Raw genomic sequence first — 26,937 nt, forward strand, 5'->3', positions numbered from 1 at the left:
CCGGCGCTGTCAATGGTCCTCGCGAGGGGTCCTCACCCGGACGTCCGGCCCACGGGGTCGCCGCGGGCCGGACGTCCGGGGGCGGGTCAGCGGGGCGGCCAGCCGTCCAGGTGGCGCCGCATCGTGACGTCCTGCCGGGCGTCGCCCTTCGGCGCCTTGTCGACGGCGTCCTTGAGGACGGCGTTGACCTCCGCCGCGAGGCCGTCGGCCTGGGTGCGCAGGTCGGTCGCGGGGACCTTGGAACGGGTCAGCGCGTCCAGCCTGCGGTGGATGTCGGCGAGTTGGCGTCGGTGGGCGGAGTCCAGGGTGAGCGGGGTGGGCGTGGAGACGACGAACTGGTAGGCGCCGGCCAGGGTCTGGCAGCCGGTGCAGCTCTTGTTGGCCGCGTCGCTGAGGTTCACGGCGTTCAGCCGGGTCTGCTCACCGGCGAAGGTGACGATCTGGAAGGACAGCGCGACCGAACGGCAGGCGTCGTCGGCGGAGCAGCCCGAGGAGACGGCGTTGGCCTGGTTGCGGACGTTGGCGGCGCTCACCGCGCCGTATTGGCGGATGGTGAACGAGTCCTTCGACTCCGTGTGGTCGAGCTGGTTGGCACGGCTGAACACGTGGTCCGACGCGACGGCGACCTTCGCGGGGCCGTTGCCGGCGGCCTGGGCCGGCACGGCGGTCGCCACACCGGCGACACCGGCGGCGAACAGCCCCACCCGCACGGCACGGCGGGTGAACGGGGTGGCGGCACGCGGTTTTCGATGACTGCTCAAGGGGTCTCCCTGGATGGGTGGATCGGTACGGATGTGGGGGGTGGCGGCGGATGGGGCACGGTCGGGGGCGGGGCGATGGCCTGCGCACCCCTGCCGCGGCTCGGGCGACAGCCCGGCCGTACAGGCGCCGCGGGTCGGGTGCGGGGCGATGGCTGCGCACCCCAGCCGAGGCTCGGGCGACGGCCCGGCCGTTGCAGGCGCTGCGCGTCCTGATGCGGGACCCGCTCGGAACCCCTGGCCGTCGGACACCCGCGGTCCGGCATGCCGGTGCCGGCCGGGGAGACCGTCCCCGACGACGGCACTCCCCTCACGAAGCCCCCTCAGCGGTGCCCGGGTGCGGTGCGCCCGCTCCTCACGACGAGGCCGGCGAACCGCTGGCCGGCGGTGGGGGCGGGCTGTCGGTCGGGGTGGGCTGGGCGCTCTCCGACGGGACCGGGGAGGAGACCGGGGTGGACGGGCCGGATCCCGTGCCCGGCGACGACGGTTCCGGGCCCGTGGACCCGTCCGGTGCCGAGCTCGCCGTACCGCGGGCGGTGCCCCCGGTCGCCACGCCCGGTGCCGTCGCCGACGGGGCCGGCGAGGCGGACGCGGACGCGGCGGCCGAGGTGCCCGCGGACGGGGCGGCGGAGCCCGAGGAGGCGCCCGCCGCCGACGGCGGGACCGCTCCGGGGCCGGTGCCCGACGGGCCGTCCGACGGACCGTCGTCCGCGGTGGACCCGTCGCCGTCGGGAGCCGAGGCCTGCCGGGGCTCCGGCTCCTCCGTCGACACACCGGGCTGGAGGATCGGCGCGATCGGCGGCTTCTTCGGCAGCGGCTGGGGGGTGAGCCCCGAGGTCCACGCGTAGCTCAGGCCCGTCAGCCCGGCGAGGATCACCGCGCACAGCGCCATCCGCAGCGCGGGCCGGCCGTCCGTGGACTTCTTGGCGGCACGGAAGATCCGTCCGCCGATCTTCACGGTGAGATAGACGACCCCGCCCATCGGGATCAGCAGCATCAGACAGCCCAGGACCCCGACGAGGCCCTCGACGATCTTCCCGTCCGCGAGGGCCGACCCGGTGCCGGAGAACTGCTCGACCATGGACCGGACCATCGTGGCGATGATCCTCGGCAGGTTCCACAGCGCGTACGCCAGCTCGCCGACGATCAGCGGGACCATCGTCAGCACCCAGGCCGCCACGACGGTCCGCGCCGACTTCTTCAGCCCGGCGACCTCCTTGCGCGCCGCCCGCCCCTTCCGCCCCGGCACCAGGCCGAGGAGGATCGGCTTGATCTTGCCGTAGAGGTCGGGCACCCCCGCTAGGTCGCCCAGGATGTAGTAGCCGTCGAGACGCACGGCCGGCATCAGCTGTTCGAGGATCTCGAAGTGCCCGAGGTAGACGGCGGCCAGGAAGAACGGCTCACCGGTGGCGAAGTACAGCCCGGCCATGCCGAGCATGAAGACCACGTTGAAGTAGACGCCGCCCAGGTCGGTCCTGATCCGCCCGCCCCGGCCGATCCGGTAGACGTCGGTGACGTCGGTGTACATGGACGGCCAGATGAGGAAGATCCCGCAGCCGATGCAGCCGGGCCGGGCACCGCCGTATCTGCACGCGGAGGCGTGGCCGAACTCGTGGAAGACGAGCGAGGCCACGGTCAGCAGGAAGACGGCCAGGATCAGCACCGGCTGGTCGAGGACCTCCAGGACCGGCTCGATCGCCCCGTAGAAGGCGAACAGCCAGACGTCCATGGCGACGGCCGCGGCCAGCATGACGGCGACCACGACCGGCCGGTGCAGCCACGCGAAGCTCCGGGCGATCTTCGCCGTGCGCCGCTCGTCGAAGATGACCCGGTGCCCCTTGAGGGCGAGCAGCAGGTCCGAGCGCGGGGCGTCGACCTCGTCGCTCTCCTGGCCCTCCGGGACCGTCACGCCGAGCGGTTCGAGCTTCTTCTCCACCAGGTAGCGGATGTTGTCGCCGCTGACCTCGCGGCCGAACCGGGCGCTCACCCGGTGGGCGATCGACTCGGTGTCGCGCACGCCGTCCACGGACGACGCCACGAGGTACAGCAGCCGCGACAGCTGCACGACCTGCCCGTCCCCCCGACGGGCGATGTACTTGGGCTCGGTGAAGCCCGACCCCTGGTACTCGCCGTGCAGCCGCAGTCCCGCGCTCAACCGGGGCACCAACTGCGGTTCCAGGACCGGCAGGCTGCCGGTCGCGACCTGCTCGTAGGTCACCGGCCAGCCGCCGGGCCCGGGCACCGGCCCGGTGTCGTACAGCGTCGGCGTCCCGTCTCCGAGCACTGTCATATGTGGTCTCCCCCCATGTCCTGCCCCCCTCATGGCCGCCGGGGCGGACCGCACCTGTGCGCGGTCCGCCCCGGCGGCCGTCGTCAGCGCAGGGTCACTGCTTGACGGAGATGGACTGCGAGGCCTGCGACTCGGCGGCCGACCACGCGGAGTGGTCGTTGACGGCCGCGGACTGGTTGTCGGCGTGCACGGTCGCGATGTGCTTGGTGACGTTGGTGGTGCGGTTGAAGCTGAACTTCAGCTTGCCCAGGGCCTCACGGCCCGGCAGCAGCTCCGCGGACTCGGTGTCGAGCTCGTGCATGTCCATGCTCATGATGGATGTCCTTCCAGGTGGTGATGGTGAATGAGTGGGTGTGGAGGTGGTGCGCGGGTGCTACTGCGTGACGCTGATGGCCTGCGAGGCGCCGGAGCTCGCCACCGACCCGAGCGAGTGGTCGTTCAGGGCGAGCGAGGAGTTGCTGGCCTGGACGTTGGCGATGTGCTTGGTCACGTTGGTGGTGCGGTTGAAGCTGAACTTCAGCTTCCCGAGGGCCTCGCGACCCGGCAGCAGTTCCGCGGACTCGGCCTCGAGCTCGTGGGCGTCCATCATGATCAGTTCCCCCTCAGGGATGGGCATTTCCGGTCGGACCGAGTCGAGTTCCCCCCGCACTCTGTCCAACTTGGTCGGACGTGCTGTCCAACGAGATTGGACACTAGGGCCTCGCGGGGCCGGTGCGCAACCCGTTCGGGGAATCACTCTTTCGGCGGCGGGTGGGGCCGCCCGTAGAATCGGCTCCGACATGGACGGTTCCGCCGAGCGGCGAGCAGGAAGTGACCCACCCGTGGCCAACGCACTCCAGCAGTTGATCCGTGAGCGCCTGGACCTCAAGGGCTGGTCCTACGGCGAGGTGGCGCGCCGTGGTGGCATTCCGCGCTCCACCGTCCACCACCTGGCGACCACCGACCGGGTCGTCCGCATGCCCCAGTCGACGACCCTGGAGGGACTGTCCAAGGGCCTGGAACTCCCGTTGGACACCGTCCGCCGCGCCGCCGCGGAGGCCTGCGGCATCCACGTGTACGGCACCGAGGACACCGCCGGCCGGCCGGCCGACCCCGAGGTGGATCTCCTGATCGCCAGCGTCCAGAAACTCTCCGCCGACGACCGCCGGCATGTGGCCGCCCTGGTGGAGTCCCTCCTGGACCGCACCCCGAAGCAGTAGCCGACCGGCGGCGTGCCCATGCCGTGCGGCGGCGTGCCGATGCCGTGCGGCGTGCCGATGCCGTGCGGCGTGCCGATGCCGTCGGTCGGCTGCGGGCCGGTGGGGGCTGGTCGCGCAGTTCCCCGCGCCCCCAGGTGGGTGCGGTCACGCGTGCCACCACGGACCCGCGCGACCAGCCCCCACGCGCCCGCAGCCGACCGACCACCCCGCCGGCACGTGACCGTCCGGGAACCGGGTCGCGGCGGTCCCCGATCGGGGATGTTCACTCTTCCGTGCAGTCGGAAAAAGAATTCGACTGTGCCCGAAAGGGCCGCACTCCCCCGCTAGTCTCTCGTCCTGCCCGAGGAGCGAGAGCCGCACGACCCCGGGCTCCCAGGGGGGAATGTGTTGCTTGTGCATGGTGGACCGGCCACGGCCGTGGTCCGCGGGCCCGCCGGTGAATCGGTCGTCCTGCTCGCCGGCGACCTGCCGGACGCACTGACCGACGAGTCGGTCTCCGAACTCATGGAACTGGCCGCCGCCGTCCTGGACGCGGACGAGCTGCCCCTGTTCCGGACCTGCCTGAGAACCCTGCGCCGCGACGGCATGCGCGCGGGCCGCCGGATCGAGATCGACGGCGCCGTATTGACCGTCTACGAAGGCTGACGGCGGGGCCGGCCCACGCGGGAGTCGTCACCGCGTGGGCGGAAAAGTGCCCGGAGCCGGACTTGAACCGGCACGCCCGCGAAGGGGCAGCGAGGTTTAAGCTCGCCGTGTCTGCTTTCCACCATCCGGGCAGGTCATGGGCTCCGCGTTTGAGTCTCTGAGCCTATCGGGACGCATCCCTCGAACAGCGGACGGGCGGACCGATGTTGTCTTATTTTATTGAGGTCTGAGGGTGCATCAGACCATGGAACAGGCCATCCGCACTTGCCAATAGCCTTACGCGGGGCGCCCGCCCGCGCATGCGGAATGACGGAATTTCACCGCCCGAACGAGGACGCTCCACCTGTTCTTCGCGCACGCCCCGAATCAGGGGTCTGCGTCATCCCCAGGTATGACACCGGGCCGCGCGGTCCGTCCGAAGTCTGCCCCCGGAACCAGAACTGCGACTGACTACACGGCCCGCTCCGGCCACCACGATGGAAGACGTCCTTCAACGATGTCGTCCCGCGAGGAGTTCCATCCCGTGACCACCACCCCCGTAGCCGGCCGGACCACCTCCGTGGCCGCACGCGCCACGGAGCTGTCGAAGATCTACGGACAGGGCGAGACCCAGGTGGTCGCCCTGGACCGGGTCACCGTCGAGTTCCGGCAGGCCGAGTTCACCGCGATCATGGGACCCTCCGGTTCCGGCAAGTCCACGCTGATGCACTGCGTGGCCGGGCTGGACACCTTCTCCTCGGGTTCGGTCCGCATCGGCGAGACCGAGCTGGGCTCCCTGAAGGACAAGCAGCTCACCAAGCTGCGGCGGGACAAGATCGGCTTCATCTTCCAGGCGTTCAACCTGCTGCCGACGCTGACCGCGCTGGAGAACATCACCCTCCCGATGGACATCGCGGGCCGCAAGCCGGACAAGGAGTGGCTGGACTCGGTCATCCGGATGGTCGGACTGCGGGACCGTCTCGGCCACCGTCCCGCCCAGCTCTCGGGCGGCCAGCAGCAGCGCGTCGCAGTGGCCCGCGCCCTGGCCTCCAAGCCCGACATCATCTTCGGCGACGAGCCCACCGGAAACCTCGACTCCCGCTCCGGCGCCGAGGTGCTGGGCTTCCTGCGCAACTCCGTGCGGGAGCTCGGGCAGACGGTCGTGATGGTGACCCACGACCCGGTGGCCGCGGCCTACGCGGACCGGGTCGTCTTCCTCGCGGACGGCCGGATCGTCGACGAGATGTACAAGCCGACGGCCGACAACGTGCTTGATTTCATGAAGCAGTTCGACGCGAAGGGCCGCACCAGCTGATGTTCCGCACCGCCCTGCGCAACGTCCTCGCGCACAAGGCCCGACTGCTGATGACCGTGCTCGCCGTGATGCTCGGCGTGGCGTTCGTCTCCGGCACCCTCGTCTTCACCAACACCATCTCCGAGGCCTACCAGAAGAGTTCGGCCAAGGGCTTCGACCAGGTCGACGTGGCCGTCACCGCCGAGTCCGAGAAGGACAAGGGCAACACGATCGGCAAGCGCAACGAGCTGACCCAGGCCCTGCTCGACCAGAGCGCCAAGGTCCCCGGAGCGGCGAACGCCATAGGTGTCGTCAGCGGCTTCACCGCCATCGCCGACAAGGACGGCAAGCTCATCGGCGGCGGTTTCCAGTCGCAGGGCGGCAACTACTACGGCGCCGAGGACCCCCGGTACCCGCTGGCCGAGGGCAAGGCCCCGCACGGCGCGAACCAGGTCGCCATCGACTCTCGGACCGCGAAGCGGGCCGGCTACAAGGTCGGCGACACCGTGCGCCTCTCGGTCGACGGCCCCGTCCTCAAGCCGGTCATCACCGGGATCTTCACCACCGACGACGGCAATGTCGCCGCCGGCGGCAGCCTCGCGCTGTACGACACGGCCACCGCCCAGAAGCTGTTCGGCAAGCCGGGCACGTACGACGAGATCGACGTGAAGGCGGCCGCCGGCACCTCCCAGACCGCGCTGAAGGCGGCGCTGGACAAGGCGCTGCCCGCCGACCGGGTGGAGACCACCACCGGCAGGGAACTCGCCGACGACCAGGCCGAGTTGATCTCCTCCTCGATGTCCGGTCTCAAGCAGGGCCTGCTGGTCTTCGCGGGCATCGCGCTCTTCGTCGGCACCTTCATCATCGCCAACACCTTCACCATGCTGGTCGCCCAGCGCACCAAGGAGCTGGCGCTGCTGCGGGCCGTCGGCGCGTCCCGTCGGCAGGTCACGCGGTCGGTGCTGATCGAGGCGTTCGTGGTCGGTCTGGTGGCCGCGGTGACGGGCCTGGTGGCCGGTATCGGCATCGGCGCCGGGCTCAGGTCCCTGATGGGCACGCTCGGCGCGACCGTCCCGGACGGGCCGCTGATCATCACGCCGGGCACGGTCGGCGCGGCCCTCGCGGTCGGCGTCCTGGTCACCATGCTCGCCGCCTGGCTGCCGGGCCGCAGGGCCGCGAAGATCCCGCCGGTGGCGGCGATGAGCAGCCTGCACGCCAAGGCGACCACCAAGTCGCTGGTGCTGCGCAACACGCTGGGCGCGCTGTTCAGCGGGGCGGGGGTGGCCGTGATCCTGGCGGCCACGACGATGGACGGCTCGGACGGCCAGGCCCCCATGGGGCTCGGCGCGGTCCTGCTGATCATCGGTGTCTTCATCCTCACGCCCCTCCTCTCACGCCCCCTGATCGCGGCCGCGGCCCCGCTGATGCGTGTGTTCGGCATCTCCGGGAAGCTGGCCCGCCAGAACTCGGTGCGCAACCCGCGCCGTACCGCCGCCACCGCGTCCGCGCTGATGATCGGCCTCACCCTGATCACCGGGATGACGGTGATGGCGGGCAGCCTCCAGAAGTCGATCGACAAGATGGCGACGGCGGCCGTCAAGGCGGACTACGTGGTCTCCATGGCGAACGGCAACGAACTCTCCCCGGACGTCGAGAAGAAGCTGGCGAAGGTCGACGGCGTCACCGAGGTCAGCCCGCTGCGCAACGCGGCCTCCCGCATCGACGGCGAGACCGAGTACCTGACCGGCGTGAACGGCTCGGCGATCGGGAAGCTGACCGACCTCAAGGTGGACAACGGCACGTTCAAGGTGGGTGGCACCGACGTCGTCGTGGACAAGGACCGGGCCAAGTCCTTCGGCTGGAGGGCGGGCTCGACCTTCACCGTGCACTACGAGGACGGCAAGGCGCAGCGGCTGACGGTCGCCGGGGTCTACGAGGGCAACGAGCTGATCAGCGGCATCATGCTGGACACCGCCACGCTCTCCCCGCACCTGAGGGACGCCTCGGACATGCAGGTCATGCTGAAGACGTCCGACGGCACCTCCGACGCCACCAAGGACCGCCTGGAGAAGGCCCTCGGCTCCAACCCGGCCATCAAGGTCCAGGACAAGAAGGACCTCTCCGACTCCATCGCGCAGATGTTCACGCTGATGCTGAACATGCTCTACGGCCTGCTGGCCATGGCGGTGCTCGTCGCGGTCCTCGGGGTCATCAACACCCTGGCCATGTCGGTGTTCGAGCGCTCCCAGGAGATCGGCATGCTCCGCGCGATCGGCCTGGACCGCAAGGGCATCAAGCGGATGGTCCGTCTGGAGTCCCTGGTCATCTCCCTGTTCGGCGGGGTGCTCGGCATCGGCCTGGGCGTGTTCTTCGGCTGGGCGGCCGGTGAGCTGCTCGGCGCGCGGATGGCGACGTACGAACTCGTCCTGCCGTGGGCCCGGATGGCGGTCTTCCTGCTGCTCGCGGCGACGGTCGGCATCCTCGCCGCGCTGTGGCCGGCCCGCCGGGCGGCCCGCATGAACATGCTGTCGGCCATCAAGGCGGAGTAGTCGTACGGCTGTCGGGGCCCGTCGCGGAGGGAGCGGCGGGCCCCTTCTGTGTCTGCTCCCGGTCCTGCTTCCCGCTCAGTTCCAGGTGCGGGCGCGCAACGGCAGCCCGGAGGCGCCGGATTCGGGGGTTCTGACGGCCAGGACCTGGTTGACGCCCAGGTGGTTGCGTTCGAAGCCGAGGGCGCAGGCGGCCATGTAGAGGCGCCAGACCCGGGCCCGGCCGGGGCCGGTGAGCCGGACCGCCCGCTGCCACCCGGACTCCAGGTTGGCGACCCAGCGGCGCAGCGTGTGGGCGTAGTGCTCGCGGATCGACTCGACGTCCCGCACCTCGAACCCGGCCCGCTCCAACTGGGTCACGGTGGTGCCGAGGGGGGCGAGTTCGCCGTCGGGGAAGACGTACGCGTCGATGAACTCGTCGAGGTCGTACGCCGATTCGTCGGTCATCGGGCGCCGGGCGATCTGGTGGTTGAGCAGCCGCCCGCCGGGCACCAGCAGCCGGTACAGGTCCTGGGCGTACTCCAGGTACTTCTCCGACCCCACGTGCTCGGCCATCCCGATGGAGGAGATCGCGTCGTACGGCCCGTCGGCCACGTCCCGGTAGTCCTGTACGCGGATCTCGATCCGGTCGGTCAGCCCGGCGTCGGCGACACGCTTGCGGGCGTAGGCGGCCTGCTCCTGCGAGAGGGTGATGCCGACCACGCTCACGCCGTACTCGCGGGCCGCGTGGATCGCCATCGAGCCCCATCCGCAGCCGACGTCGAGGAGCCGCTGCCCCGGCCGGAGCGCGAGCTTGCGGCAGACGAGGTCGAGCTTGTCGTGCTGGGCCTGCTCCAGGGTGGCGTCGGGGTCCGGCCAGTAGGCGCAGGAGTACACCATCGACGGGCCGAGGACGAGCTCGTAGAAGCCGTTGCCGACGTCGTAGTGGTGGCTGATGGCCCGCTGGTCGCTGCGCCGGGTGTGCAGATGGCCGCGGACCCGGCGGATCTCCTCGCGGGGCGGAGCCGGGGGCAGCGGCAGTCCGCCGAGCCGGACGAGGCCGAACAGCGCGGCACGGGTCCGCGCGTCGCGCAGGACCCGGAGGCCCGAGCGGGTGTCGTCGCGCTCCCAGACCAGGCCGGAGAGGAGGGCGAGGGCGCCGTAGAAGTCGCCCTCGATCTCGAGGTCACCGGCGACCCAGGCACGGGCCAGGCCCAGCTCGCCCGGCTTCCACAGGAGCCGGCGTACGGCACGGCGGTTGCGGACGACCAGGGCGGGGGCGTCGGGTGGCCCCGCCGCAGAACCGTCCCAGGCCCGGATCCGAATCGGCAGTTCGGCTTCCAGCAGCTGTTCGAGCAGACTCTTCAGCCGCAGTGCGGCACCCGCCATGACCCACACCTCCGTGACGAGGATCCCGGATTTGTCCACTCGGGTAAACAACCGAATGGTCATGGTCAATCCCGGAAAACACCGAAGGACCTCCCGCACCACGGATGGCGGAAGGTCCTTCGGGGTGGAGGCGACCGGCTCCGGTCACGGGTGACCGGAACGGGGTCAGGAGGCCTTGGCCTCGGTCTTCTTCGGTTCGGCGGCCGGTACGGGGCGAGCGGCCTCGTAGAACTCCTCGCGCGGGTGCTCCATCGCGCCGAGGGAGACGACCTCGCGCTTGAGGAACATGCCGAGGGTCCAGTCGGCGAAGACGCGGACCTTGCGGTTCCAGGTCGGCATGGCCAGACCGTGGTAGCCGCGGTGCATGTACCAGGCGAGACGGCCCTTGACCTTGATCTTCATCTTGCCCATGACGATCATCGCCACGCCCTTGTGCAGGCCGAGACCCGCGACAGCACCCTTGTTGGAGTGGCTGTACTCCTTCTGCGGGAAGCCCCGCATGCCGGAGATCACGTTGTCGCCGAGGACCTTGGCCTGGCGCAGCGCGTGCTGGGCGTTCGGCGGGCACCAGGCGTTCTCGACGCCGGCCTTGCGGGCGGCGACGTCCGGCACCTGGGCGTTGTCGCCGGCGGCCCAGATGTAGTCGGTGCCCTGGACCTGGAGGGTCGGGGCGGTGTCCACGTGGCCGCGCGGGCCCAGCGGGAGGCCGTAGCGGGCCAGGACCGGGTTGGGCTTGACGCCCGCGGTCCACACGATGGTGCTGGAGTCGACCTCGAGGCCGTTCTTCAGGACCACGTGGCCGTCGACGCAGGAGTCCATCGAGGTGGAGAGGTAGATCTCCACGCCCCGGCTCTCCAGGTGCTCCTTGCCGTACTGGCCGAGCTTGGGGCCGACCTCGGGGAGGATCTTGTCGGCGGCGTCGACGAGGATGAACCGCATGTCCTCGCGGGAGACGTTGCTGTAGTACTTGGCCGCGTCGCGGGCCATGTCCTCGACCTCGCCGACGGTCTCCGCGCCGGCGAAACCGCCGCCGATGAAGACGAAGGTGAGCGCCTTGCGGCGGATCTCCTCGTCCTTGGTGGAGTCGGCCTTGTCGAGCTGCTCAAGCACGTGGTTGCGCAGGCCGATGGCCTCCTCGACGCCCTTCATGCCGATGCCCTGCTCGGCGAGGCCGGGGATCGGGAAGGTGCGGGAGACCGCGCCGAGCGCGATCACCAGGTAGTCGAAAGGCAGCTCGTACGCCTCGCCCACGAGGGGGGCGATCGTGGCGACCTTGCGGTCCTGGTCGATGGTGGTGACCCGGCCGGTGAGAACCTCCGCCTTCGGCAGCACGCGTCGCAGCGGGACGACGACGTGGCGCGGGGAGATGTTGCCGGCGGCGGTTTCGGGGAGGAAGGGCTGGTAGGTCATGTACGACCGGGGGTCGACGACCGTGACGGTCGCCTCGCCGTAGCGCATCTTCTTGAGGATGCGCCGAGCTGCGTACAGGCCTACGTACCCACCGCCTACTACGAGGATCCTGGGACGCTCCGTGGTGCTCATGGCATCGAGTATCCACCCGCCCCAGGGGGGTCGCTCGTGCGCCCCTTCACAAGCTCTTGGAGGGGGTGTGTTATCCTCCGCGACCCACGTGATCCACGTCATGGCGCCGGACGGGAACCACGGTATAGGGATCTCCGTTGTCAACGCCGCGTGAGCTGCTTCTCCGTGCCGTAAAGCGGCTCGCGCAGGGCTCTCACAGACCCCTCGCAGACTCCTCCCCCGAGGTCCGCAACCCACCGTTTTGAACGTGTTCACAGGGGTGTTGGGCCCCCGGAAGGGTCAACCGGCCCTCATTCGTCGTCCGACAGGACCCAATTCCTTGTGAAGAACTTCACGAACTTTCCCGGCGCCACGCCGAAGAGGGACCCCGAAGGGCCCCTCTGAGTCGCTCATCCGATGTTCTGCCTGCTCAGCAGAGGTGCCCGGCGGGGCCTACGCGACCGACCACGCGATGCCGTCGAGGATGTCGTGCTCGCTCACGACGACCTCCTCGGCGCCGATCCGCTCCATGATCGACAGCAGGACGAGCGCGCCCGCCGCGATCACGTCCACGCGGCCCGGGTGCATGGAGGGGACGGCCGCGCGCTCGGCGTGGGTGGAGCGCAGCAGCCACTCGGTGATCTCACGGACCCGCTCGTGCGAGATGCGGGAGTGGTGGATGGCCGCCGAGTCGTACTCGGGCAGCTCCTGGGCGATCGCCGACACCGTGGTGACGGACCCGGCGAGCCCCACCAGCGTGCGCGCCTCACGCAACGGCACGGTCTGCTCGGCGAGGTCGAGCGCGGCCTCGATGTCGGCGCGCATGGCGGTGATCTGCGCGGCGGTGGGCGGGTCGCTGACGGCCCCGTCCACGACCAGGTGCCGCTCGGTCATCCGCACACAGCCGACGTCCACGGACCGCGCGGCCCGCACGTGGTCGTCGCCCACGACGAACTCCGTCGAGCCGCCGCCGATGTCCACGACCAGGTAGGGCCGGGCCAGGTGGTCGCTGCCGGTGAGCTCCCTGGTCGCCCCGGTGAAGGAGAACTCGGCCTCCTGGTCCCCGGTGATGACCTCGGGTTCGACACCGAGGATGTCGAGGACGCCCCGCACGAAGTCGTCCCGGTTCTCCGCGTCCCGGGAGGCGGAGGTCGCCACGAACCGCAGCCGCTCGGCCCCGTGCTCCTTGATGACCGCCGCGTACTCCCGGCACGCGGCGAAGGTCCGCTCCAGCGCCTCGGGCGCGAGCCGCCCGGTCCGGTCGACGCCCTGTCCCAGCCGCACGATCGTCATACGGCGGTCCAGATCGACGAGCTCGCCGGTGGCCGGGTCGCAGTCGGCGACGAGGAGGCGGATCGAGTTCGTACCGCAGTCGATGGCGGCGACGCGGGTCACTTGGTGTCCTCCTGCTGCTCGGTGAGGGTCACGCACGCCCCCTTGCGCCACCACTCCGGCAGCATCGCGATCGCCTCGTCGCCCAGCGGGTTCACGCCGGGGCCCGCGGCCAGCGAGTGGCCCACCAGGACGTGCAGGCACTTCACCCGGTCCGGCATGCCACCCGCGCTCGGGAAGCCCTCCAGGACCTCGATGGCGTCCCGGCGGGCGAGGTAGTCCTCGTGCGCGGCCCGGTACGCCTTCGCGAGCTCCGGGTCGGTCTGGAGCCGCTCCGTCATCTCCTTCATGACGCCGTTCGCCTCCAGCGTGCCGATCGCCGAGGCGGCGCGCGGGCACGTCAGGTAGTACGTCGTCGGGAAGGGCGTGCCGTCGGGGAGGCGGGGCGCCGTCTCCACCACGTCCGGCTGACCGCAGGGGCAGCGGTGCGCGATCGCGCGCAGCCCGCGCGGCGGCCGGCCGAGCTGCTGCTTGAAGGCCTCGACGTCCGCGTCGGTCGGCTCGGTGCGCGGAGTGGAGGGCGGAGGCGTTTCCATGCCTGTCTTTCTATCGGTCCATCGGTCGGTTCACTGGTCCGAGGCGTCGGACTTGTCGACGCCGTCCCAGACGTTGGAGTACCAGGGGCGGTCGGCCGCCCCGAGATCGGTGCGGGACTGCTTCGCCGCGTCCGGGTCGACGACGACGAAGCCCGTCTCCCCCGGCAGCACGTAGTGCAGCCGCTGCCGGATCTGCTGCTCCGCGTACGCGTCGTCCTGCCAGCGCGCCTTGAGATCGCGCAGCTTCTCGACCCGCTCGGCGGCCTGTGCCTTCTCCCGCTGGAGATCGGCGATCTCGGCGCGCTGGGAGACGTACTGCCTTATCGGGTACGCCAGCGCCACCACGAGGGTGCACAGCACGAGGGCGAGCAGCGCGGCCCGGCCGGTCAGCCGGGAGCGGCGGGCCTGCCGTTTGGTCTGGGAGCGGTAGACCCTGGCCGCGGTCTGCTCGCCGAGCAGCTTGATCCGTGTCGCGGTGGAGAAACGGTCCCGGTCCTTCACGGCCATCGGCTCTCCGCCTCCCCTTCTACGTGCGTACGTCCCCGCACACGGTACGGGACCGGTACGGGGACGTACGTACGACTGGCTAAGGCTTGACCCCGGAAGGGCCAGCCGGTGGGTCAGCCCTTGAAGCGCGGGAACGCGCTGCGGCCGGCGTAGACCGCGGCGTCGTCGAGGATCTCCTCGATGCGCAGGAGCTGGTTGTACTTGGCGACGCGCTCGGAGCGGGCCGGGGCGCCGGTCTTGATCTGGCCGCAGTTGGTGGCGACGGCGAGGTCGGCGATGGTGACGTCCTCGGTCTCGCCGGAGCGGTGGGACATCATGCACTTGAAGCCACTGCGCTGGGCGAGCTCGACGGCGTCCAGGGTCTCGGTGAGCGAACCGATCTGGTTCACCTTGACCAGGAGGGCGTTGGCGGTGCCCTCCTCGATGCCGCGGGCCAGGCGCTCCGGGTTGGTGACGAACAGGTCGTCGCCGACCAGCTGGACCTTGTCGCCGAGCTTGTCGGTGATGACCTTCCAGCCGGCCCAGTCATCCTCGAACAGCGGGTCCTCGATGGAGACGAGCGGGTAGGCCGCCACGAGCTCCTCGTAGTACTCCGTCATCTCGGCGGCGGAGCGCTCCTTGCCCTCGAACTGGTACTTGCCGTCCTTGTAGAACTCGGAGGCGGCGACGTCGAGGGCGAGGGCGACCTGCTCGCCGGGGATGTAACCGGCTTCCTTGATCGCCTCGAGGATGAGGTCCAGGGCGGCGCGGTTGGACTCGAGGTTCGGGGCGAAGCCGCCCTCGTCGCCGAGGCCGGTCGACAGGCCCTTGCTCTTCAGGACCTTCTTGAGGGTGTGGTAGACCTCGGTGCCCCAGCGCAGCGCCTCGGAGAAGGACTCCGCGCCGATCGGGGCGATCATGAACTCCTGGATGTCCACGTTGGAGTCGGCGTGCGAGCCGCCGTTCAGGATGTTCATCATCGGAACGGGCAGCAGGTGCGCGTTCGGGCCGCCCAGGTAGCGGAACAGCGGCAGGTCGCTGGCCTCGGAGGCGGCGTGGGCGACGGCGAGGGAGACGCCGAGGATGGCGTTGGCGCCGAGCGAGCCCTTGTTGTCGGTGGCGTCCAGGTCGAACATCGCCTGGTCGATCAGGCGCTGCTCGGTGGCGTCGTAGCCGACGAGCTCCGGGCCGATCTGCTCGATGACCGCGAGGACGGCCTTCTCGACACCCTTGCCCTGGTAGCGGTTGGGGTCACCGTCACGCAGTTCGATGGCCTCGAAGGCGCCGGTGGAGGCGCCGGACGGGACGGCGGCACGACCGGTGCTGCCGTCGTCGAGGCCGACCTCGACCTCGACGGTGGGGTTGCCTCGCGAGTCGAGGATTTCCCTGGCTACGACGACGTCGATGGACGGCACGAGCATCTCCTTCTGCAATGGTGAGCCTGGCGACTAGAGCCTAACCGGCTCCGGGGTATCGGCCACCGTGTGGACCGACCTGTGGACGAAACCGAGAGTAAATTGTTTCTGAACTGAACAAAGACGGATGCGCAAGCGGGCGCAAAGGTCGGGGAGCCGGCGCACAAAAAACCCCGCCCCGGTGCGTACGGGGGAACACGCACCGGAGCGGGGAGCCCGTGGGGACGGGGGGTGGCCCTCACAAGGCCTTCAGTATGAGGACCACGGGTGTGAGGGCGCTGTGGTTCAGGTAGGAATCACTTGAGGTGCAGCTGCTGACCCGGGTAGATCAGGTTCGCGTCCTCGATGATGTCCTTGTTCAGCTTGAACAGCGTCTGGTAGCCGCCCTTGACCTTGTGCTTCGCGGCGATCGAGCTGAGGGTGTCACCCTTGACGACCTTGTACTCGCCGTCGCCCTTCTTGACCTTCTTGCCGGTCGGGGTGGTGACGGTCTTCTTGGCCGCCGGACGCTCGGAGGAGCGGGAGGCGCTCTGCTCGTTCGTCGAACGGGTGCTGGAGCCCGAGTTCGAGGAGCCGGCGGAGGACGAGCTGCTGCCGCCGTTGTACGCGGCGCTGGACAGGCCCGTGCCGCAGACCGGCCAGGCGCCCTTGCCCTGGGAGGCGAGGACCTTCTCGGCGACGGCTATCTGCTGCGCCTTGCTGGCCTGGTTGGCCTGCGGGGCGTAGGCGGTGCCGCCGTACGCGGCCCAGGTGGAGGCGGAGAACTGAAGGCCGCCGTAGTAGCCGTTGCCGGTGTTGATGGACCAGTTGCCGCCGGACTCGCACTGGGCGACGGCGTCCCACTCGGAGGCGGTGGCGGCGGAGGCGTTGCCGGCCGCCATCAGCGGGGCGGCGATGGCGACACCGGTGACGCCGGCGAGCGCGGCGGCGCGGGTGGCCTTGGACGGACGACGGTGCTTGCCCTTGCCGGAAAACAGCATGGTGGATCCCCTCACCGACGCCTGCGAGGTGAGCTGTCGGGTTCGGGCCGGTTGAGTTGCCCGGTCACGCGCACTGCGTGACTTCACCCCAAGCCGGTCCAGCGTGAACTGCTGGGCCCGGCGCTTACCTTGGGTCCCCCGCTCCTGCCTACGGCGCTTGACGCGACGACTGTTCCCGTACGGCCGCTGGCAGGATTCGGCGTTGCGACAGACGGGGCTCGGGTTGCCGAGCGGTGACGACGGTAGACATGCGCTCGGCGGAATTTCAAAGACGATCAGGGCTTCTGAGACTCATCCCACACTTTCACCAAAGTGGACATTCGGCGCGAAGTGTGACGTGAACTCCCGCTGTTTTTCAGGCCTTTTCGGCCCTATTCCACCCCTGTGTCGAGCGTCTGACCGGCGGAGATGTCGCTCGGGTCGGCTCCGATGCGGTCCTTGTTCTTGGCGTAGAGGGCGCGCCATCCGCCGTCGAGGCCAAGGGAGTCGGCGATGGAGGCGAGGGAGTCGCCCTCCTTGACGGTGTACGTACGAGCGGCGTGACGACCCGAGGAGGTGCCCGCGCTCTTCGTCGCGACCTCGTCCCCGCTGTCGCCGCGGTGCTTGCCGGTGCCACTGAGGGAGCCGACGTCCACGAGGGCCGAAGAGCCGCCCTCCTGCCAGGACTTGTCCGCTTCGTCCTCTTCTGGACTGACCACCGGGGAGTCGTCGGGAGACTGTGCGTTTTCTTTACCGGAGGCTTCGGAACCCTTGGTGTCGCTTTCGCCCGACTTGGAGGCGCTTTCACCACTCTTGGACGGGGTGGCCGACGGCGAGGGAGTCGGGGACGAGCCATCCAGGGAGTCGAGCAGACCGGGAGAGTCCTCGGTGCCCGAGGAGTTGGACGAATCAGACGATCCAGATGATTCCGACGATCCGGACGCGGAGGACGAGGGTGTTCCGCTCGCCAGGCCCGTGTCGACGCCGGCCGAACTCGAGTCCTTGCTGAGCCCGGAGAGCAGACCGCAGGTCGGCCAGGCGGCGATGCCCTGGTCGGCGAGGAGCTTCTCCGCCACGGCTATCTGCTGGTTGCGGCTGGCCAGGTCCGCGGTCTTGGCGTACTCGAGGCCGCCGTACTTCTCCCAGTTCTCCTGGGACATCTGGAGGCCGCCGTAGTAGCCGTTGCCGTCGTCGGCGCTCCAGGAGCCGCCGCTCTCGCACTCCGCGACCCGGTCCCAGGTGGTGCCGGTCGCGGCGCTCGCTCCGGACGCCGCGAGCAGGGGGATCGCGATGGCGGATCCCGTCACACCGGCCGCCACGAGCAGCGCCGGAGCCTGACGGGGGCGACGGTGACGACCGTTCCCGGAGAGCATGAAGGGACCTTTCCCGAGACTTCAGAGACCCACGCGGCGAGTGGTACGGACCACCGCGTTGGTCCGTGAACGTATAGGGGTTCGATCACTTGTCACAAGTTAATGCCGCGTAGATCACGTGAAGATCACAGACTTGAGGCCGCGTCATGTTTAGGCCGCCACGCTGTGGGGTTCAGGGGACCCCTCGGTCGATTACCGGACGGGAGTGAACTCCACGGGCAAAGTACGCAGTCCACGCATGATGAGCCCACCCCGCCAGCGCAAATCAGCTGAATCCACCGCGAGTTGCAGATCGGGGAGCCGGGTGAGGAGCGTGGCGAGCGCGGTCTGGCCCTCCAGCCGGGCGAGCGGGGCACCGAGGCAGTAGTGGATCCCGTGGCCGTAACCGAGGTGCTGATTGTCACGGCGGGACAGATCGAGCACGTCGGGGTCGGCGAACCGCTCCGGATCCCGGTCCGCCGAGGCGAGCACGACGAGCACGGGATCGCCGGCCGCGATGTCCCGCCCTCCGATCGTGAGCGGCTCGGTGGCGAACCGCCAGGTGGCGAGCTCGACCGGGCCGTCGTAGCGCAGCAGCTCCTCCACGCCGGTCTCCAGCAGGTCGCTGCGCCCCTCGGCGAGGGACCGCTGGAGCCTCGCACGCTGGTCGGGGTGGGTGAGGAGGGCGTAGGTGCCGTTGCCGATGAGGTTGACGGTGGTCTCGAAGCCCGCGAAGAGAAGGATGAAGGCCATGGCCGCGGCCTCGTTCTCGGTGAGGTGCTCGCCGTGGTCGGAGGCGCGGATGAGCCCGGAGATGAGGTCCTCGCCGGGGGTCGGCTCGTCGGGCAGCGCTTCCCGCTTGCGGTGGATGAGCTCGGCCAGATACCCGCGCATCTTCTTCACGGACCGCGCGACCCCGCCCCGCGGGCCTCCCCCGTGGCGGATCATCATGCCCGCCCAGTCACGGAAGTCGTCCTGATCCTCTCGGGGGACGCCCAGGAGGTCGCAGATCGCGTAGATGGGGAGCGGGAAGGCGAAGTCGTGGATGAGGTCGGCGGATCCCGTGGCCGCGAACCGGTCGATCAGGCGGTCCGTCAACTCCTGCACCCGCGGGGCGAACTCGGCGACCCTTCTCGGCGTGAACGCCTTGCTGACGAGCCGTCGGAGCCTGGTGTGGTCCGGCGGGTCGATGTTCAGCAGATGCGTCATCAGCTCCGCCTTGCGCTCCCCCGGGATGCCGGTCTTCCCCTTGGCGTGCTCCGGCTCGTCGTGGTGCGCCGGGTTCTTGCTGAGCCGCTGGTCGGCGAGCGCCTGCTTGGCGTCGGCGTAACGGGTGACCAGCCAGGCCTCCACCCCGCTGGGCAGCCGCGTCCGGTGCACGGGGGCGTGCTCCCGGAGCCAGGCGTAGGCGGGATAGGGGTCGGTGGCGAACTCCCAGGTGAAGAGCTCGGGGGCGGGGGGTGGGGCGGGGCGCGAGGATGGGGCGGGGTCAGGGGTGGCTGTGGGATCGGAGGCGGCTGTGGGGTGGTCGGTCACTCCTTGACGTTAGCCGGGTTTGGCGGAGGGCCATTCCGGCCACCGGCAACGACGCCCGCCCCTGCCCTGCCCAGCCCCGCCCAGCTAATCCGGGCCCAGCCCAGCCCAGCCCAGCCCCTGTCGCCCTACCGCTCAGCTCTCCTTCTCCGTCTGGCGGATCGCGTCCCGGTACACCCGTGCCGCCGCTCTCAGCGCTGCCTCCGGGTCCGTGCCCTCGGCTTCCGCGCGGGCGGCCAGGGCGAGGAGTTCGTAGCCGATGCCCTCGCCCTTCGGGAGCGGGACCGTCAGTCCCGCCGTGCGTGCGCGTGACGCCAGCTTCGCCGCGAGGGCGAGGCCGGGCTGGTGGAGCGGGACGCCCTCGGTCACCGAGGTGCGCTGCTTCTCCATCGCCTTCATGCGCAGCCAGTGCGCCTTGACCTCCTCGGGGGTGGTGGCCGTCTCGTCGCCGAAGACATGGGGGTGGCGGTGGATGAGCTTGGCGACGATCCCGCCGGCCACGTCGTCGATGGAGAAGGGGGTCTCCGGGTCGTCCTCCGCTATACGGGAGTGGAAGATCACCTGGAGCAGGACGTCCCCGAGTTCCTCGCGCAGTTCGTCGCGGTCGCCCTCCTCGATCGCCTCGACGAGTTCGTAGGCCTCCTCGATCCCGTACTTGGCGAGCCCCTTGTGGGTCTGCTGGGACGACCACGGGCACTCGGCCCGGATGCGGTCCATGACCTGCACGAGGTCCAGGAGCCGGGCGCCGGGCAGGTCGTAGGAGGCGGGGAGCAGCTCCAGCTCGGGCATCTCGACGCGTCCGGAACCGGCCAGGCGGGCCAGCCCGTCGGTGAGCGCCGGCTCTCCCTCTCCCGTGGCCACGACGACCACGGTGTTGCCGCCCGCGCACACGCCGACCAGCTCCTCGGCGGTCGGTGCGGCCTCGTCCACCCGTATCCCCGCCTCCCGCAGGTACGGCAGCTGGGGATGCGCACCGTCCGCGCAGAGAACGCGGTCGGCCGCGTGCAGCGCCTGCCAGGCGGGCCAGGAGAGCAGGCCGGGGGCGACGCGGTGGCTGGTGGTGAGCAGGACGATACGGCCGGGGGCGGGGGCCGTGCGGGGGCCTTGGCCGTGCTGGTCGGGGGCGGGCTCGAAGCCGGTTGCGTTCACAGTTCGAAGCTAACGCACGGCGTCCACGGGGAGATCGAGTTGTCCACAGGGCAGGGGTGGCGGTGTGATCGTACGACCTATGGCCTTGGGTGTGGGTCGGGATGCATCGGCGTGTGGGTCAGGGTGCTTCGGCGTGTGCTCGGGGTGCGTCGGTGTGTGGAATCGGATGCGGGTCGGGTCGGCCGTGATCCACCGCGTCCGGCGTCCCCCACCGCGTCCCTACGCCGTCCGCTCGCCGCCCGCCGCCGTGACCTCCCGTACCCACGGGGTCTTCGCGTCGGCCCGTGCGCTCTTCTGGGCGTCCCACGTGCCGTAGCGCGGGTTGAGGTCGACGTCGAGTTCCTTCGAGGCCTTGGTCAGGGCGCCCCAGAAGGCGGGGTCGCTGGTGTCGGTGCCGAGCTTCGCCGCGAGCTTCTGGGCCTCCAGCTGGAGACGGAGGCTCTCGTCGAGGCGCTCGGGCGCGATGCCGTACTGCTGGAGCCAGGCCGTCTCCAGGCCCTTCGACCCGCCGGCCTGCTCCTCCAGGCCCGCGCGCAGCTGCTGGACCTCCTTGCGGGTCACGCTCACGTGCGCGTCCTCGGCCGCCCGGTGCAGCACCCGGTCGAGGACCATGCCGTGCAGCACGTCCCGGGTGAGGGTGCCGGTCTTGGCGATGGCCTGCGCGTACTGCGCCTCGTCGGTGACGGCCGCCCGCTGCGCGTCGCGGACCTCGGTCACCCGGTTCTCCAGCTGCGCGACGGTGATCCGCTGGCCGCCGACGACGGCCGCAGCCCCGGGATGCGCGTCGTTCGAGCAGGCGGTGAGGAGGGGTGCCGCGCAGGCGAGGGCGGCGGAGAGGACTAGCGCGGTGCGACGACGGCGGTGCAAGGAAGCCTCCCGAGGAGATTGTGCGACGGTGCACAAGGTCTTGCGGTGATCGATGGTAGGCAGGTGACCGGCTCTGGCCAACCCATTCGACCAACGATTCACCGGGACTTCGGGCACCGGCGCGCCGCCCGCGCCGCGCGGGCGGGCCTCAGCCGGTGATCGCCACCGGCCCGTCCCAGGCGTCCCGGTCCACGGTGATCGTGTAGCCGCCCCGCGACTCCTTGCTGTTGACCAGGTACTGGTGACCGCGGCTGTGGTCGGTGTACTGGGTCTTGCCGAAGGGCCAGTCCGCCGTCGTGGTGTTCTGCTTGTCCCACAGCGCGTACCAGAGGTTGCCCGGCAGGTCGGTCTTGTCGGTCGCGTTGGCGATCGCCTTGGCGCTGGAGCTGGTGAAGCCGTAGAAGCCCGCGCGGTAGATCTTGCCGCGCAGGGTCTTGTCGAACGCGCGCACATAGGTGAGCACGGCGTCGTTGCACGCCTTGTTCGTGATGTCGTACGACTCCATGTCGAGGTAGATCGGGCTGCCGGCCTTCATGCCGAGCGCGGAGGCCTTGGCCACCGCGTCCGCGCCGTCCTTGGCGCCCAGGGAGGCGGCGGTGGAGGCGGTGAGCTTCTCGGGGCTGGAGCCCGTCTGGCAGGACGGCTGGGCGCCGACGTACAGCGGGATGAGCTTCCAGCCGACCGCGCTGACCGACTTGACCCAGGAGGCGGTGAGGTTGGGCTGGGCGCAGCCGCGGTTCTTGCCGCCGATGTAGACGGCGGCGGCGCCGTAGAGACCGCCGTGCCAGGCCTTCATCGCGGAGAGGGAGGGGGCGGCGCAGGTGTCGAACGCGCGTCCGGTGTACGTCTTCTGCGCGGGCCAGGCGGTGGCGGCCATCGAGGTCTGCGCAGCGAGGCCGGCCCCGGCGACCACGGCGACCCCGGCGATGCCCCAGGTGACGTATCTGCGCTTCTTCGACTGCCGGTGACCGGACCGGCCGGTCCGGCTGGACCCGGACGGCGCAGACGACTCGGACGACGCAGATGACTCAGATGACTCAGATGACTCAGATGACTCAGATGACTCAGATGACTCGGACGACATGGACGACCCCACCCCTGGTTGTGCTGTGCATGGCTGAAACGCAGCGCAAAGGTACCCGGTGTCCGCTTCAGCCTCGCACCTGGCCCAGCCATTGCAGGGTCCGGCGGACCTCGGCCGCGAGCGGGTGGCCGGGGCCCTGGAGCCGTTCGACGTCGTGCAGCAGCCGCGCGAGGGTGTCGTGGGCGGCCGGACGGTCGCCGAGCGCGAGCAGGAGGTGGCCGATCCGGCGGCGGACGTCATGGGCGAGCTCGGGGTCGCCTGCCACGTACTGGTTCTCGTAGTACGGCAGCAGCGCGCGGTACTCGGCCAGCGCGGCCGCCGGCTCGCCGAGTTGTTCCAGGCACTGGGCGGCGTCGTAACGGAAGCGCAGGGACTGCGGGTCGGCATGGCCGGCCTCGGCGGCGCGTTCGTCGGCGAGGTGGCGCAGTTCGGGCAGCGCGCGCCGGTACTGGCCGTCGTCCATAAGGGTGGCGGCGTACTGCTTGCGCAGGGTGCGGACGACCGGGGAGTTGACGCCGTGCTGTTCGGCGGCCGTGGGCAGGATCGCGCCGAGGATGTCGACGGCCTGGGTGATGCGGCCCTCGCCGAGGAGCCGCTTGACCTCGTCGACCGCACGCGCGACGTCGGGCTTCTCGGCCTTGTCCGGGACGGGCGTGACGGGTGCGGGCTGGGGCGCGGGGGTGCGCGCGCGGTCCGGCCAGGGGGCGTGCGGACGCAGGAAGGGGCGGGTGGGGTCGAGGGGCGCTCCGGTCGGCATCCCGCGCGCGGGCAGCAGCAGCGCCAGTTCCTCGTAGACGTCCTGTGCGGAGGCCGGGCGGTGCTGGGGGTCCTTGGCGAGCAGTCGCAGGACGAGCGCTTCGAGCGTCTCGGGGACCTCGGGGCGGGTGCGGCGCACGGGCAGCGGCGGCTCGTACAGGTGCCGGTGCAGGACGCCGAGGGCCGTGGAGCCGGCGAACGGGACGTCTCCGCTGAGGAGTTCGTGCAGCAGCACGCCGAGCGCGTACAGGTCGGTGTACGGGCCGACCGAGCCGCCCATGGCCTGCTCCGGCGCCATGTAGGCGGGCGAGCCGATCGGCGAACCGGTGTGCGTGAGACGGGTGGTGTCGGTGTCCATGACCGAGGCCACGCCCAGGTCGAGGACGGTGACCGTGCCGTCCTGCTTCACCATGACGTTCCGCGGCTTGAGGTCGCGGTGCACGATCGGCACGGCGTGCACGGCGCTGAGCACGGCGCACAGCTGCGCGGCGACCGCGACCGCCCACTGCCAGGGGTACGGGTCGTGCTCGGCGAGATGGTCGGAGAGGTCCGCGCCGTCGACGTACTGCATGACGAGGAACAGCTCCTCGCCCTCGCTGCCCGCGTCGTGCACGGTGACGAGCCCCGGGTGGTCGACCTGCGCGGTCACCCGGCACTCCCGCACGAACCGGCGGCGCAGTTCGTCCGCCTCCTGCCCGGCCACCTTGTCGGGGCGCAGCAGCTTCACCGCCACGCGCCGGTCGAGCCGCTGGTCGTAGGCCGTCCAGACCTGGCCCATGCCGCCCTGTCCGATGAGCGTGGACAGTTCATAGCGGCCTGCGACGACACGCCCTGTCGCCACGGTCACCTGCCGCCGTCGTGGTGGCCGCCGGTGCTGTCGCCGCCGATGCCGCCGCCCGTGCCGCCCGTGCCGCCGCCGTGGCCGCTGTCGTGCTTGCGCAGGTAGTCGCTGAGCTCGTCGAGTTCGGCGCGCACCTGGTCGATGCGGGCGGGCGCGGGGCGCTGCGGCGGGGGCGGGACGACTCCGGGTGCGGGAACCGGCGGCTGCGGCTGCGGCTGCGGCTGCGGCGTCGACGTGAACGGCGGTGTCGGCTGCGGGTAGCCGTAGCCCGTGTGGACGGTCGGGCCCTGCGGCGGCGGATAGCCCGCGAACCGCCGCTGCTGGTGCACCCGGATGTCCATCACCAGGAAGTACACACTGCTGAACAGGCCCAGGAGCAGGACCAGCGACATGGCGACGTCGGTCCTGTGGTCGGCCTCGGGCAGCGCGCCGACCACCGCGAAGCACGCGATGGACATCGGAAGGCTGGCCCAGGCCAGTACCCAGTCGACGGCCCGTCCGCGCAGGAACGCGACCCGGAACAGGGGCGCGCAGGCGAGCAGGCCGCACGAGAGGAAACCGACGGCGGCGAGCACCACGCGCAGGGTGATGACCGTGCCCGAGTCGCGAGCGGGCGGCGCCGCGCCGTGGCCGTACATGAACGCTCCTGAACCGGGATTCGATGTGGGGTTCGAGCGTATAGGCCGATACCGACAACAGGTCACGGGTTGTACCGAACCGTTGTCGTCCTGATCAGTCGGGTGCGCCACTCAATGGGGCGCGACCGTCCCGTCCGTGAGGCCGTCGTACATCCCGCGCACGAGTTGCTCGCCTAGGCGGCCCGCGTGCCTGAGGGCGCGCTCGAACTCGTCGAGCGCGCGGAAGCGTTCGCCGTAGCGCAGTTGCTCTTCGAGCGGCAGCCGGGGCAGTTGGAGCCGGCGCACGTCCAGGCGGGTCGCGGTGGAGGCGTAGCTGCTGGCCTGTCGGTTGTTGGCGGTGCCGCGCAGGAAGCCGGCGAGGAACCAGGGGTCGAGGGCCGCGGGGTCGGGGCGCAGGAGCACGAGGTTGCGCCCCAGGGCGGCGCCGCCGGTCGCCCCGTCGATCACGCGCGCCACCGAACCCCCGCCCAGCACCGGTACGACGACATCGCCGGGCTCGGTCAGCACGGCCTCCTCGTCGCTCTCGGGGAGCGTGCCGGAGGGGGCGGTCCCGGAGAGGACGTCGTGGTCGGTGAGGACGGCCACACGCGCGTGGCCGCCGCTTCCGCCCGTGCGCAGCACCAGGGCGCCCCCGCGCGCGAGTTCGCCGATGGTGGTGAGCGGCCACCGCGCGGGACGCGCGCCGGCGGCGGGCGGCGGGGTGAGGTCGGCGGTCAGCCGCAGGGTCTCGCCCAGGCGCTCGCGCACGGCCGTGAGCTGTTCGGCCCCGTCCGCGGCGGTGGGCGGCGGCAGATGGCGGGCGGGAGCGAGGTCCACGTCGTCGTCGAGGAGGTCGATGACGGGCAGCGCCCGGGCCAGACCGGGGCGTTCGGCGAAACGGCCGGCCCGGCCGAAGGCCTGCCAGGCGTCGAGGACGGCCTCGCGCACGGCCCGCCAGTCCGGCCCACCGCGTCCCTCGCCCGCGAACCGGCCCACGTCGACGAGCAGCACCTCCGGCTGCGCTGGCGCCTTCTCCGGGCGGCGCAGCACCCACAGATGCAGCGGGATGTTGTACGGCGGTGCCGCCCCGACCGGCAGGGCGATCACGGCGCGCAGGGCACCGCGGCGCAGCAGGTCGGCTCGGATACGGCGGCCCGAGCGGCGGGAGGCGGCGGCGGGCGGCATGAGCAGGACGCCGGCGCCGCCGTCCTTGAGGCGGGCGAGCGCGTGCTGGACCCAGGCGAGCTCGGACTCGGTGCGGGCCGGGAAGCCGTACTCCCAGCGGGGGTCGTAGGCGAGTTCGTCATGGCCCCAGTTGCGCTCGTTGAACGGCGGGTGGCACAGGACGGCGTCGGCGTGCAGGTGGGGGTAGGCGTCGGCGCGCAGGCTGTCGCCGGTGGCGCCGCGGACGGTGGACCAGGTGTGCAGGGCGAGCCGGAGCATGGTGAGCGCGGCAAGTTCGGGGACGCTGTCCTGGGCATGGAGCCGCTGGTCGGGGCGGGTGGCGGCGGCCCGCAGCAGGGCGCCGGTGCCACAGGCCGGGTCGAGGACGGTGCGGGCGGGCCCCACGAGATCGGCCATGAGACCGGCCAGCTCGGCGGGCGTGAGCGTGTACTGGCGCGGGTTGGCGTCCAGATGCCGTCCCAGCAGGAACTCGAAGGTCTGGCGGGCGCCCAGCTCGGCGGCCAGTTCGGCGACACCCCGCAGGAGGGGGGCGGAGGGGAGGAGTTCGGAGGCGGTCGGAGTGCGAAGCGCCGTTCGGGTGTTCACGGCGGCCGAGGTGTTCACAGCGGAGGGGCGAGGGGTGCCCGGCGATCCGTGAACGGTACCGGGAGTGTTCACAGCAGCCGGGGTGTCCGGGACTCCCGAGGCGTCGGCGGCCGGCTCCTCCCCGAAGCGCGGTGTCAGGACGTCCCGCAGCGCTCCGGGCAGCATCGATGCGAGGCGTTCGTCGGAGCCGGCGCTCACATCCAGCCAGACCGGCGGACGGTCGTGGATCAGCAGCAGGGCGCAGCCCGCGTGGGTGAGGGCGGTGACCGGGCCGTCGGGATGCCCGGAGAGCTGCTGCCAGACCCGCTCCCGCAGCGGCACCTCGGCAAGTTTCCCCTGCTTGCGCAGCCACGATTCGACCTCGGCGAGCGCGAAGGACGGGCTGGTCTCGGTGCCGCCGACGGGTCTCGGGAAGTCCGCGTGGCGGCGCCGCCAGTTGCTCACGGCCGCACGGCCCACCCCGGCCAGCCGTGCGATACCGGCGGCGGTCACCTCCGTCGCGTTGTCCCGCACCGCCCGCTCCCCTCGTCGTGCCGCGCCACCCGTGCGGCCCGCGTGTGTCGCCGAGCATACCGACGCA

23 protein-coding genes, 1 tRNA gene and 1 riboswitch are annotated in these 26,937 nt (G+C 70.9%); of the genes, 4 read left to right on the forward strand and 20 right to left on the reverse strand.

What is annotated here, in order from left to right; translation table 11 throughout:
• Nucleotides 1–86: 86 nt before the first annotated feature.
• From AQJ54_RS37145 to AQJ54_RS37160, 4 genes are all read right to left on the reverse strand, one after another.
• Complete coding sequence (locus AQJ54_RS37145) at nt 87–761, reverse strand: hypothetical protein (protein ID WP_062245262.1); 675 nt, start codon at nt 759–761, stop codon at nt 87–89.
• 352 nt (nt 762–1,113) lie between these two features.
• Nucleotides 1,114–3,048: a zinc metalloprotease gene (locus tag AQJ54_RS37150; protein ID WP_062029957.1), complete on the reverse strand. Its 1,935-nt coding sequence runs from the start codon at nt 3,046–3,048 to the stop codon at nt 1,114–1,116.
• A 94-nt stretch (nt 3,049–3,142) separates the two neighbouring features.
• Nucleotides 3,143–3,361 (reverse strand): hypothetical protein, encoded by a 219-nt coding sequence (locus AQJ54_RS37155; protein ID WP_020137870.1) that lies wholly within the window; start codon nt 3,359–3,361, stop codon nt 3,143–3,145.
• 60 nt (nt 3,362–3,421) lie between these two features.
• Nucleotides 3,422–3,637: a hypothetical protein gene (locus AQJ54_RS37160; protein ID WP_243659613.1), complete on the reverse strand. Its 216-nt coding sequence runs from the start codon at nt 3,635–3,637 to the stop codon at nt 3,422–3,424.
• Nucleotides 3,638–3,869: 232 nt separating this feature from the next.
• Between AQJ54_RS37160 and AQJ54_RS37165 the strand changes: the two genes are divergently transcribed.
• Both AQJ54_RS37165 and AQJ54_RS37170 read left to right on the forward strand, forming a co-directional pair.
• Nucleotides 3,870–4,247: a helix-turn-helix domain-containing protein gene (locus AQJ54_RS37165; RefSeq protein ID WP_062029958.1), complete on the forward strand. Its 378-nt coding sequence runs from the start codon at nt 3,870–3,872 to the stop codon at nt 4,245–4,247.
• Between the two features lie 384 nt (nt 4,248–4,631).
• Nucleotides 4,632–4,892, forward strand: a complete 261-nt coding sequence (locus AQJ54_RS37170; protein ID WP_246091148.1) for a hypothetical protein — start codon at nt 4,632–4,634, stop codon at nt 4,890–4,892.
• 47 nt (nt 4,893–4,939) lie between these two features.
• Here AQJ54_RS37170 and AQJ54_RS45855 read toward each other — a convergent pair.
• A tRNA-Leu gene (locus tag AQJ54_RS45855) sits at nt 4,940–5,023 on the reverse strand.
• A gap of 392 nt (nt 5,024–5,415) precedes the next feature.
• On the opposite strand from AQJ54_RS45855, the gene AQJ54_RS37175 reads away from it, so the two are divergent.
• Entirely contained in the window at nt 5,416–6,186 is a 771-nt protein-coding gene (locus tag AQJ54_RS37175; RefSeq protein WP_030325015.1) for an ABC transporter ATP-binding protein, read from the forward strand.
• Nucleotides 6,186–8,714 (forward strand): ABC transporter permease, encoded by a 2,529-nt coding sequence (locus tag AQJ54_RS37180; RefSeq protein WP_062245266.1) that lies wholly within the window; start codon nt 6,186–6,188, stop codon nt 8,712–8,714. The genes AQJ54_RS37175 and AQJ54_RS37180 overlap by 1 nt, the downstream gene beginning before the upstream one ends.
• Before the next feature lie 75 nt (nt 8,715–8,789).
• Here the strand turns inward: AQJ54_RS37180 and AQJ54_RS37185 are convergent, their stop codons facing one another.
• From AQJ54_RS37185 to AQJ54_RS37255, 15 genes are all read right to left on the reverse strand, one after another.
• Nucleotides 8,790–10,079, reverse strand: coding sequence for an SAM-dependent methyltransferase (locus tag AQJ54_RS37185; protein WP_107121227.1), 1,290 nt, complete (start codon nt 10,077–10,079; stop codon nt 8,790–8,792).
• Between the two features lie 165 nt (nt 10,080–10,244).
• Nucleotides 10,245–11,621: an NAD(P)/FAD-dependent oxidoreductase gene (locus tag AQJ54_RS37190; protein ID WP_062029964.1), complete on the reverse strand. Its 1,377-nt coding sequence runs from the start codon at nt 11,619–11,621 to the stop codon at nt 10,245–10,247.
• A 432-nt stretch (nt 11,622–12,053) separates the two neighbouring features.
• Complete coding sequence (locus tag AQJ54_RS37195) at nt 12,054–12,995, reverse strand: Ppx/GppA phosphatase family protein (RefSeq protein ID WP_062245272.1); 942 nt, start codon at nt 12,993–12,995, stop codon at nt 12,054–12,056.
• Complete coding sequence (locus tag AQJ54_RS37200) at nt 12,992–13,528, reverse strand: DUF501 domain-containing protein (protein ID WP_062029967.1); 537 nt, start codon at nt 13,526–13,528, stop codon at nt 12,992–12,994. Before AQJ54_RS37200 ends, AQJ54_RS37195 begins: the two co-directional genes overlap by 4 nt.
• A 30-nt stretch (nt 13,529–13,558) precedes the next feature.
• Nucleotides 13,559–14,035, reverse strand: coding sequence for an FtsB family cell division protein (locus AQJ54_RS37205; RefSeq protein WP_062029969.1), 477 nt, complete (start codon nt 14,033–14,035; stop codon nt 13,559–13,561).
• A gap of 113 nt (nt 14,036–14,148) precedes the next feature.
• Nucleotides 14,149–15,435, reverse strand: coding sequence for a phosphopyruvate hydratase (gene eno, locus AQJ54_RS37210; protein ID WP_062029974.1), 1,287 nt, complete (start codon nt 15,433–15,435; stop codon nt 14,149–14,151).
• A gap of 290 nt (nt 15,436–15,725) precedes the next feature.
• Nucleotides 15,726–16,409, reverse strand: coding sequence for a LysM peptidoglycan-binding domain-containing protein (locus tag AQJ54_RS37215; RefSeq protein ID WP_062029976.1), 684 nt, complete (start codon nt 16,407–16,409; stop codon nt 15,726–15,728).
• Nucleotides 16,410–16,412: 3 nt separating this feature from the next.
• Nucleotides 16,413–16,575: riboswitch (cyclic di-AMP (ydaO/yuaA leader) on the reverse strand.
• A gap of 205 nt (nt 16,576–16,780) precedes the next feature.
• Nucleotides 16,781–17,761, reverse strand: coding sequence for a LysM peptidoglycan-binding domain-containing protein (locus tag AQJ54_RS37220; protein WP_062245275.1), 981 nt, complete (start codon nt 17,759–17,761; stop codon nt 16,781–16,783).
• 192 nt (nt 17,762–17,953) lie between these two features.
• Entirely contained in the window at nt 17,954–19,276 is a 1,323-nt protein-coding gene (locus AQJ54_RS37225; RefSeq protein WP_062245278.1) for a cytochrome P450 family protein, read from the reverse strand.
• 132 nt (nt 19,277–19,408) lie between these two features.
• Complete coding sequence (locus tag AQJ54_RS37230) at nt 19,409–20,422, reverse strand: nucleoside triphosphate pyrophosphohydrolase (RefSeq protein WP_079070187.1); 1,014 nt, start codon at nt 20,420–20,422, stop codon at nt 19,409–19,411.
• A 219-nt stretch (nt 20,423–20,641) separates the two neighbouring features.
• The gene (locus tag AQJ54_RS37235) at nt 20,642–21,289 is read right to left on the reverse strand and encodes a SurA N-terminal domain-containing protein (RefSeq protein ID WP_062029982.1); all 648 of its coding nucleotides are present in this window, start codon (nt 21,287–21,289) and stop codon (nt 20,642–20,644) included.
• A 148-nt stretch (nt 21,290–21,437) separates the two neighbouring features.
• Entirely contained in the window at nt 21,438–22,202 is a 765-nt protein-coding gene (locus AQJ54_RS37240; RefSeq protein ID WP_243659629.1) for a glycoside hydrolase domain-containing protein, read from the reverse strand.
• Nucleotides 22,203–22,440: 238 nt separating this feature from the next.
• Nucleotides 22,441–23,934 (reverse strand): serine/threonine-protein kinase, encoded by a 1,494-nt coding sequence (locus AQJ54_RS37245; RefSeq protein ID WP_282959645.1) that lies wholly within the window; start codon nt 23,932–23,934, stop codon nt 22,441–22,443.
• 38 nt (nt 23,935–23,972) lie between these two features.
• Complete coding sequence (locus tag AQJ54_RS37250; protein WP_062245283.1) at nt 23,973–24,608, reverse strand: hypothetical protein; 636 nt, start codon at nt 24,606–24,608, stop codon at nt 23,973–23,975.
• A gap of 111 nt (nt 24,609–24,719) precedes the next feature.
• Nucleotides 24,720–26,870 (reverse strand): N-6 DNA methylase, encoded by a 2,151-nt coding sequence (locus tag AQJ54_RS37255; RefSeq protein ID WP_062245286.1) that lies wholly within the window; start codon nt 26,868–26,870, stop codon nt 24,720–24,722.
• Nucleotides 26,871–26,937: the final 67 nt, after the last annotated feature.

The sequence above is a fragment of the Streptomyces griseorubiginosus genome, assembly GCF_001514195.1.
Classification (GTDB): Bacteria; Actinomycetota; Actinomycetes; order Streptomycetales; family Streptomycetaceae; genus Streptomyces; species Streptomyces griseorubiginosus.

What these genes read in the sequence shown, in the direction of transcription:
- AQJ54_RS37180 (WP_062245266.1), top strand. Translation starts at nt 6,186, where the DNA reads ATGTTCCGCACCGCCCTGCGCAACGTCCTCGCGCACAAGGCCCGACTG.
- eno (WP_062029974.1), bottom strand. Translation starts at nt 15,435, where the DNA reads ATGCTCGTGCCGTCCATCGACGTCGTCGTAGCCAGGGAAATCCTCGAC.
- AQJ54_RS37155 (WP_020137870.1), bottom strand. Translation starts at nt 3,361, where the DNA reads ATGAGCATGGACATGCACGAGCTCGACACCGAGTCCGCGGAGCTGCTG.
- AQJ54_RS37185 (WP_107121227.1), bottom strand. Translation starts at nt 10,079, where the DNA reads ATGGCGGGTGCCGCACTGCGGCTGAAGAGTCTGCTCGAACAGCTGCTG.
- AQJ54_RS37200 (WP_062029967.1), bottom strand. Translation starts at nt 13,528, where the DNA reads ATGGAAACGCCTCCGCCCTCCACTCCGCGCACCGAGCCGACCGACGCG.
- AQJ54_RS37215 (WP_062029976.1), bottom strand. Translation starts at nt 16,409, where the DNA reads ATGCTGTTTTCCGGCAAGGGCAAGCACCGTCGTCCGTCCAAGGCCACC.
- AQJ54_RS37150 (WP_062029957.1), bottom strand. Translation starts at nt 3,048, where the DNA reads ATGACAGTGCTCGGAGACGGGACGCCGACGCTGTACGACACCGGGCCG.
- AQJ54_RS37220 (WP_062245275.1), bottom strand. Translation starts at nt 17,761, where the DNA reads ATGCTCTCCGGGAACGGTCGTCACCGTCGCCCCCGTCAGGCTCCGGCG.
- AQJ54_RS37205 (WP_062029969.1), bottom strand. Translation starts at nt 14,035, where the DNA reads ATGGCCGTGAAGGACCGGGACCGTTTCTCCACCGCGACACGGATCAAG.
- AQJ54_RS37250 (WP_062245283.1), bottom strand. Translation starts at nt 24,608, where the DNA reads ATGTACGGCCACGGCGCGGCGCCGCCCGCTCGCGACTCGGGCACGGTC.
- AQJ54_RS37160 (WP_243659613.1), bottom strand. Translation starts at nt 3,637, where the DNA reads ATGATGGACGCCCACGAGCTCGAGGCCGAGTCCGCGGAACTGCTGCCG.
- AQJ54_RS37190 (WP_062029964.1), bottom strand. Translation starts at nt 11,621, where the DNA reads ATGAGCACCACGGAGCGTCCCAGGATCCTCGTAGTAGGCGGTGGGTAC.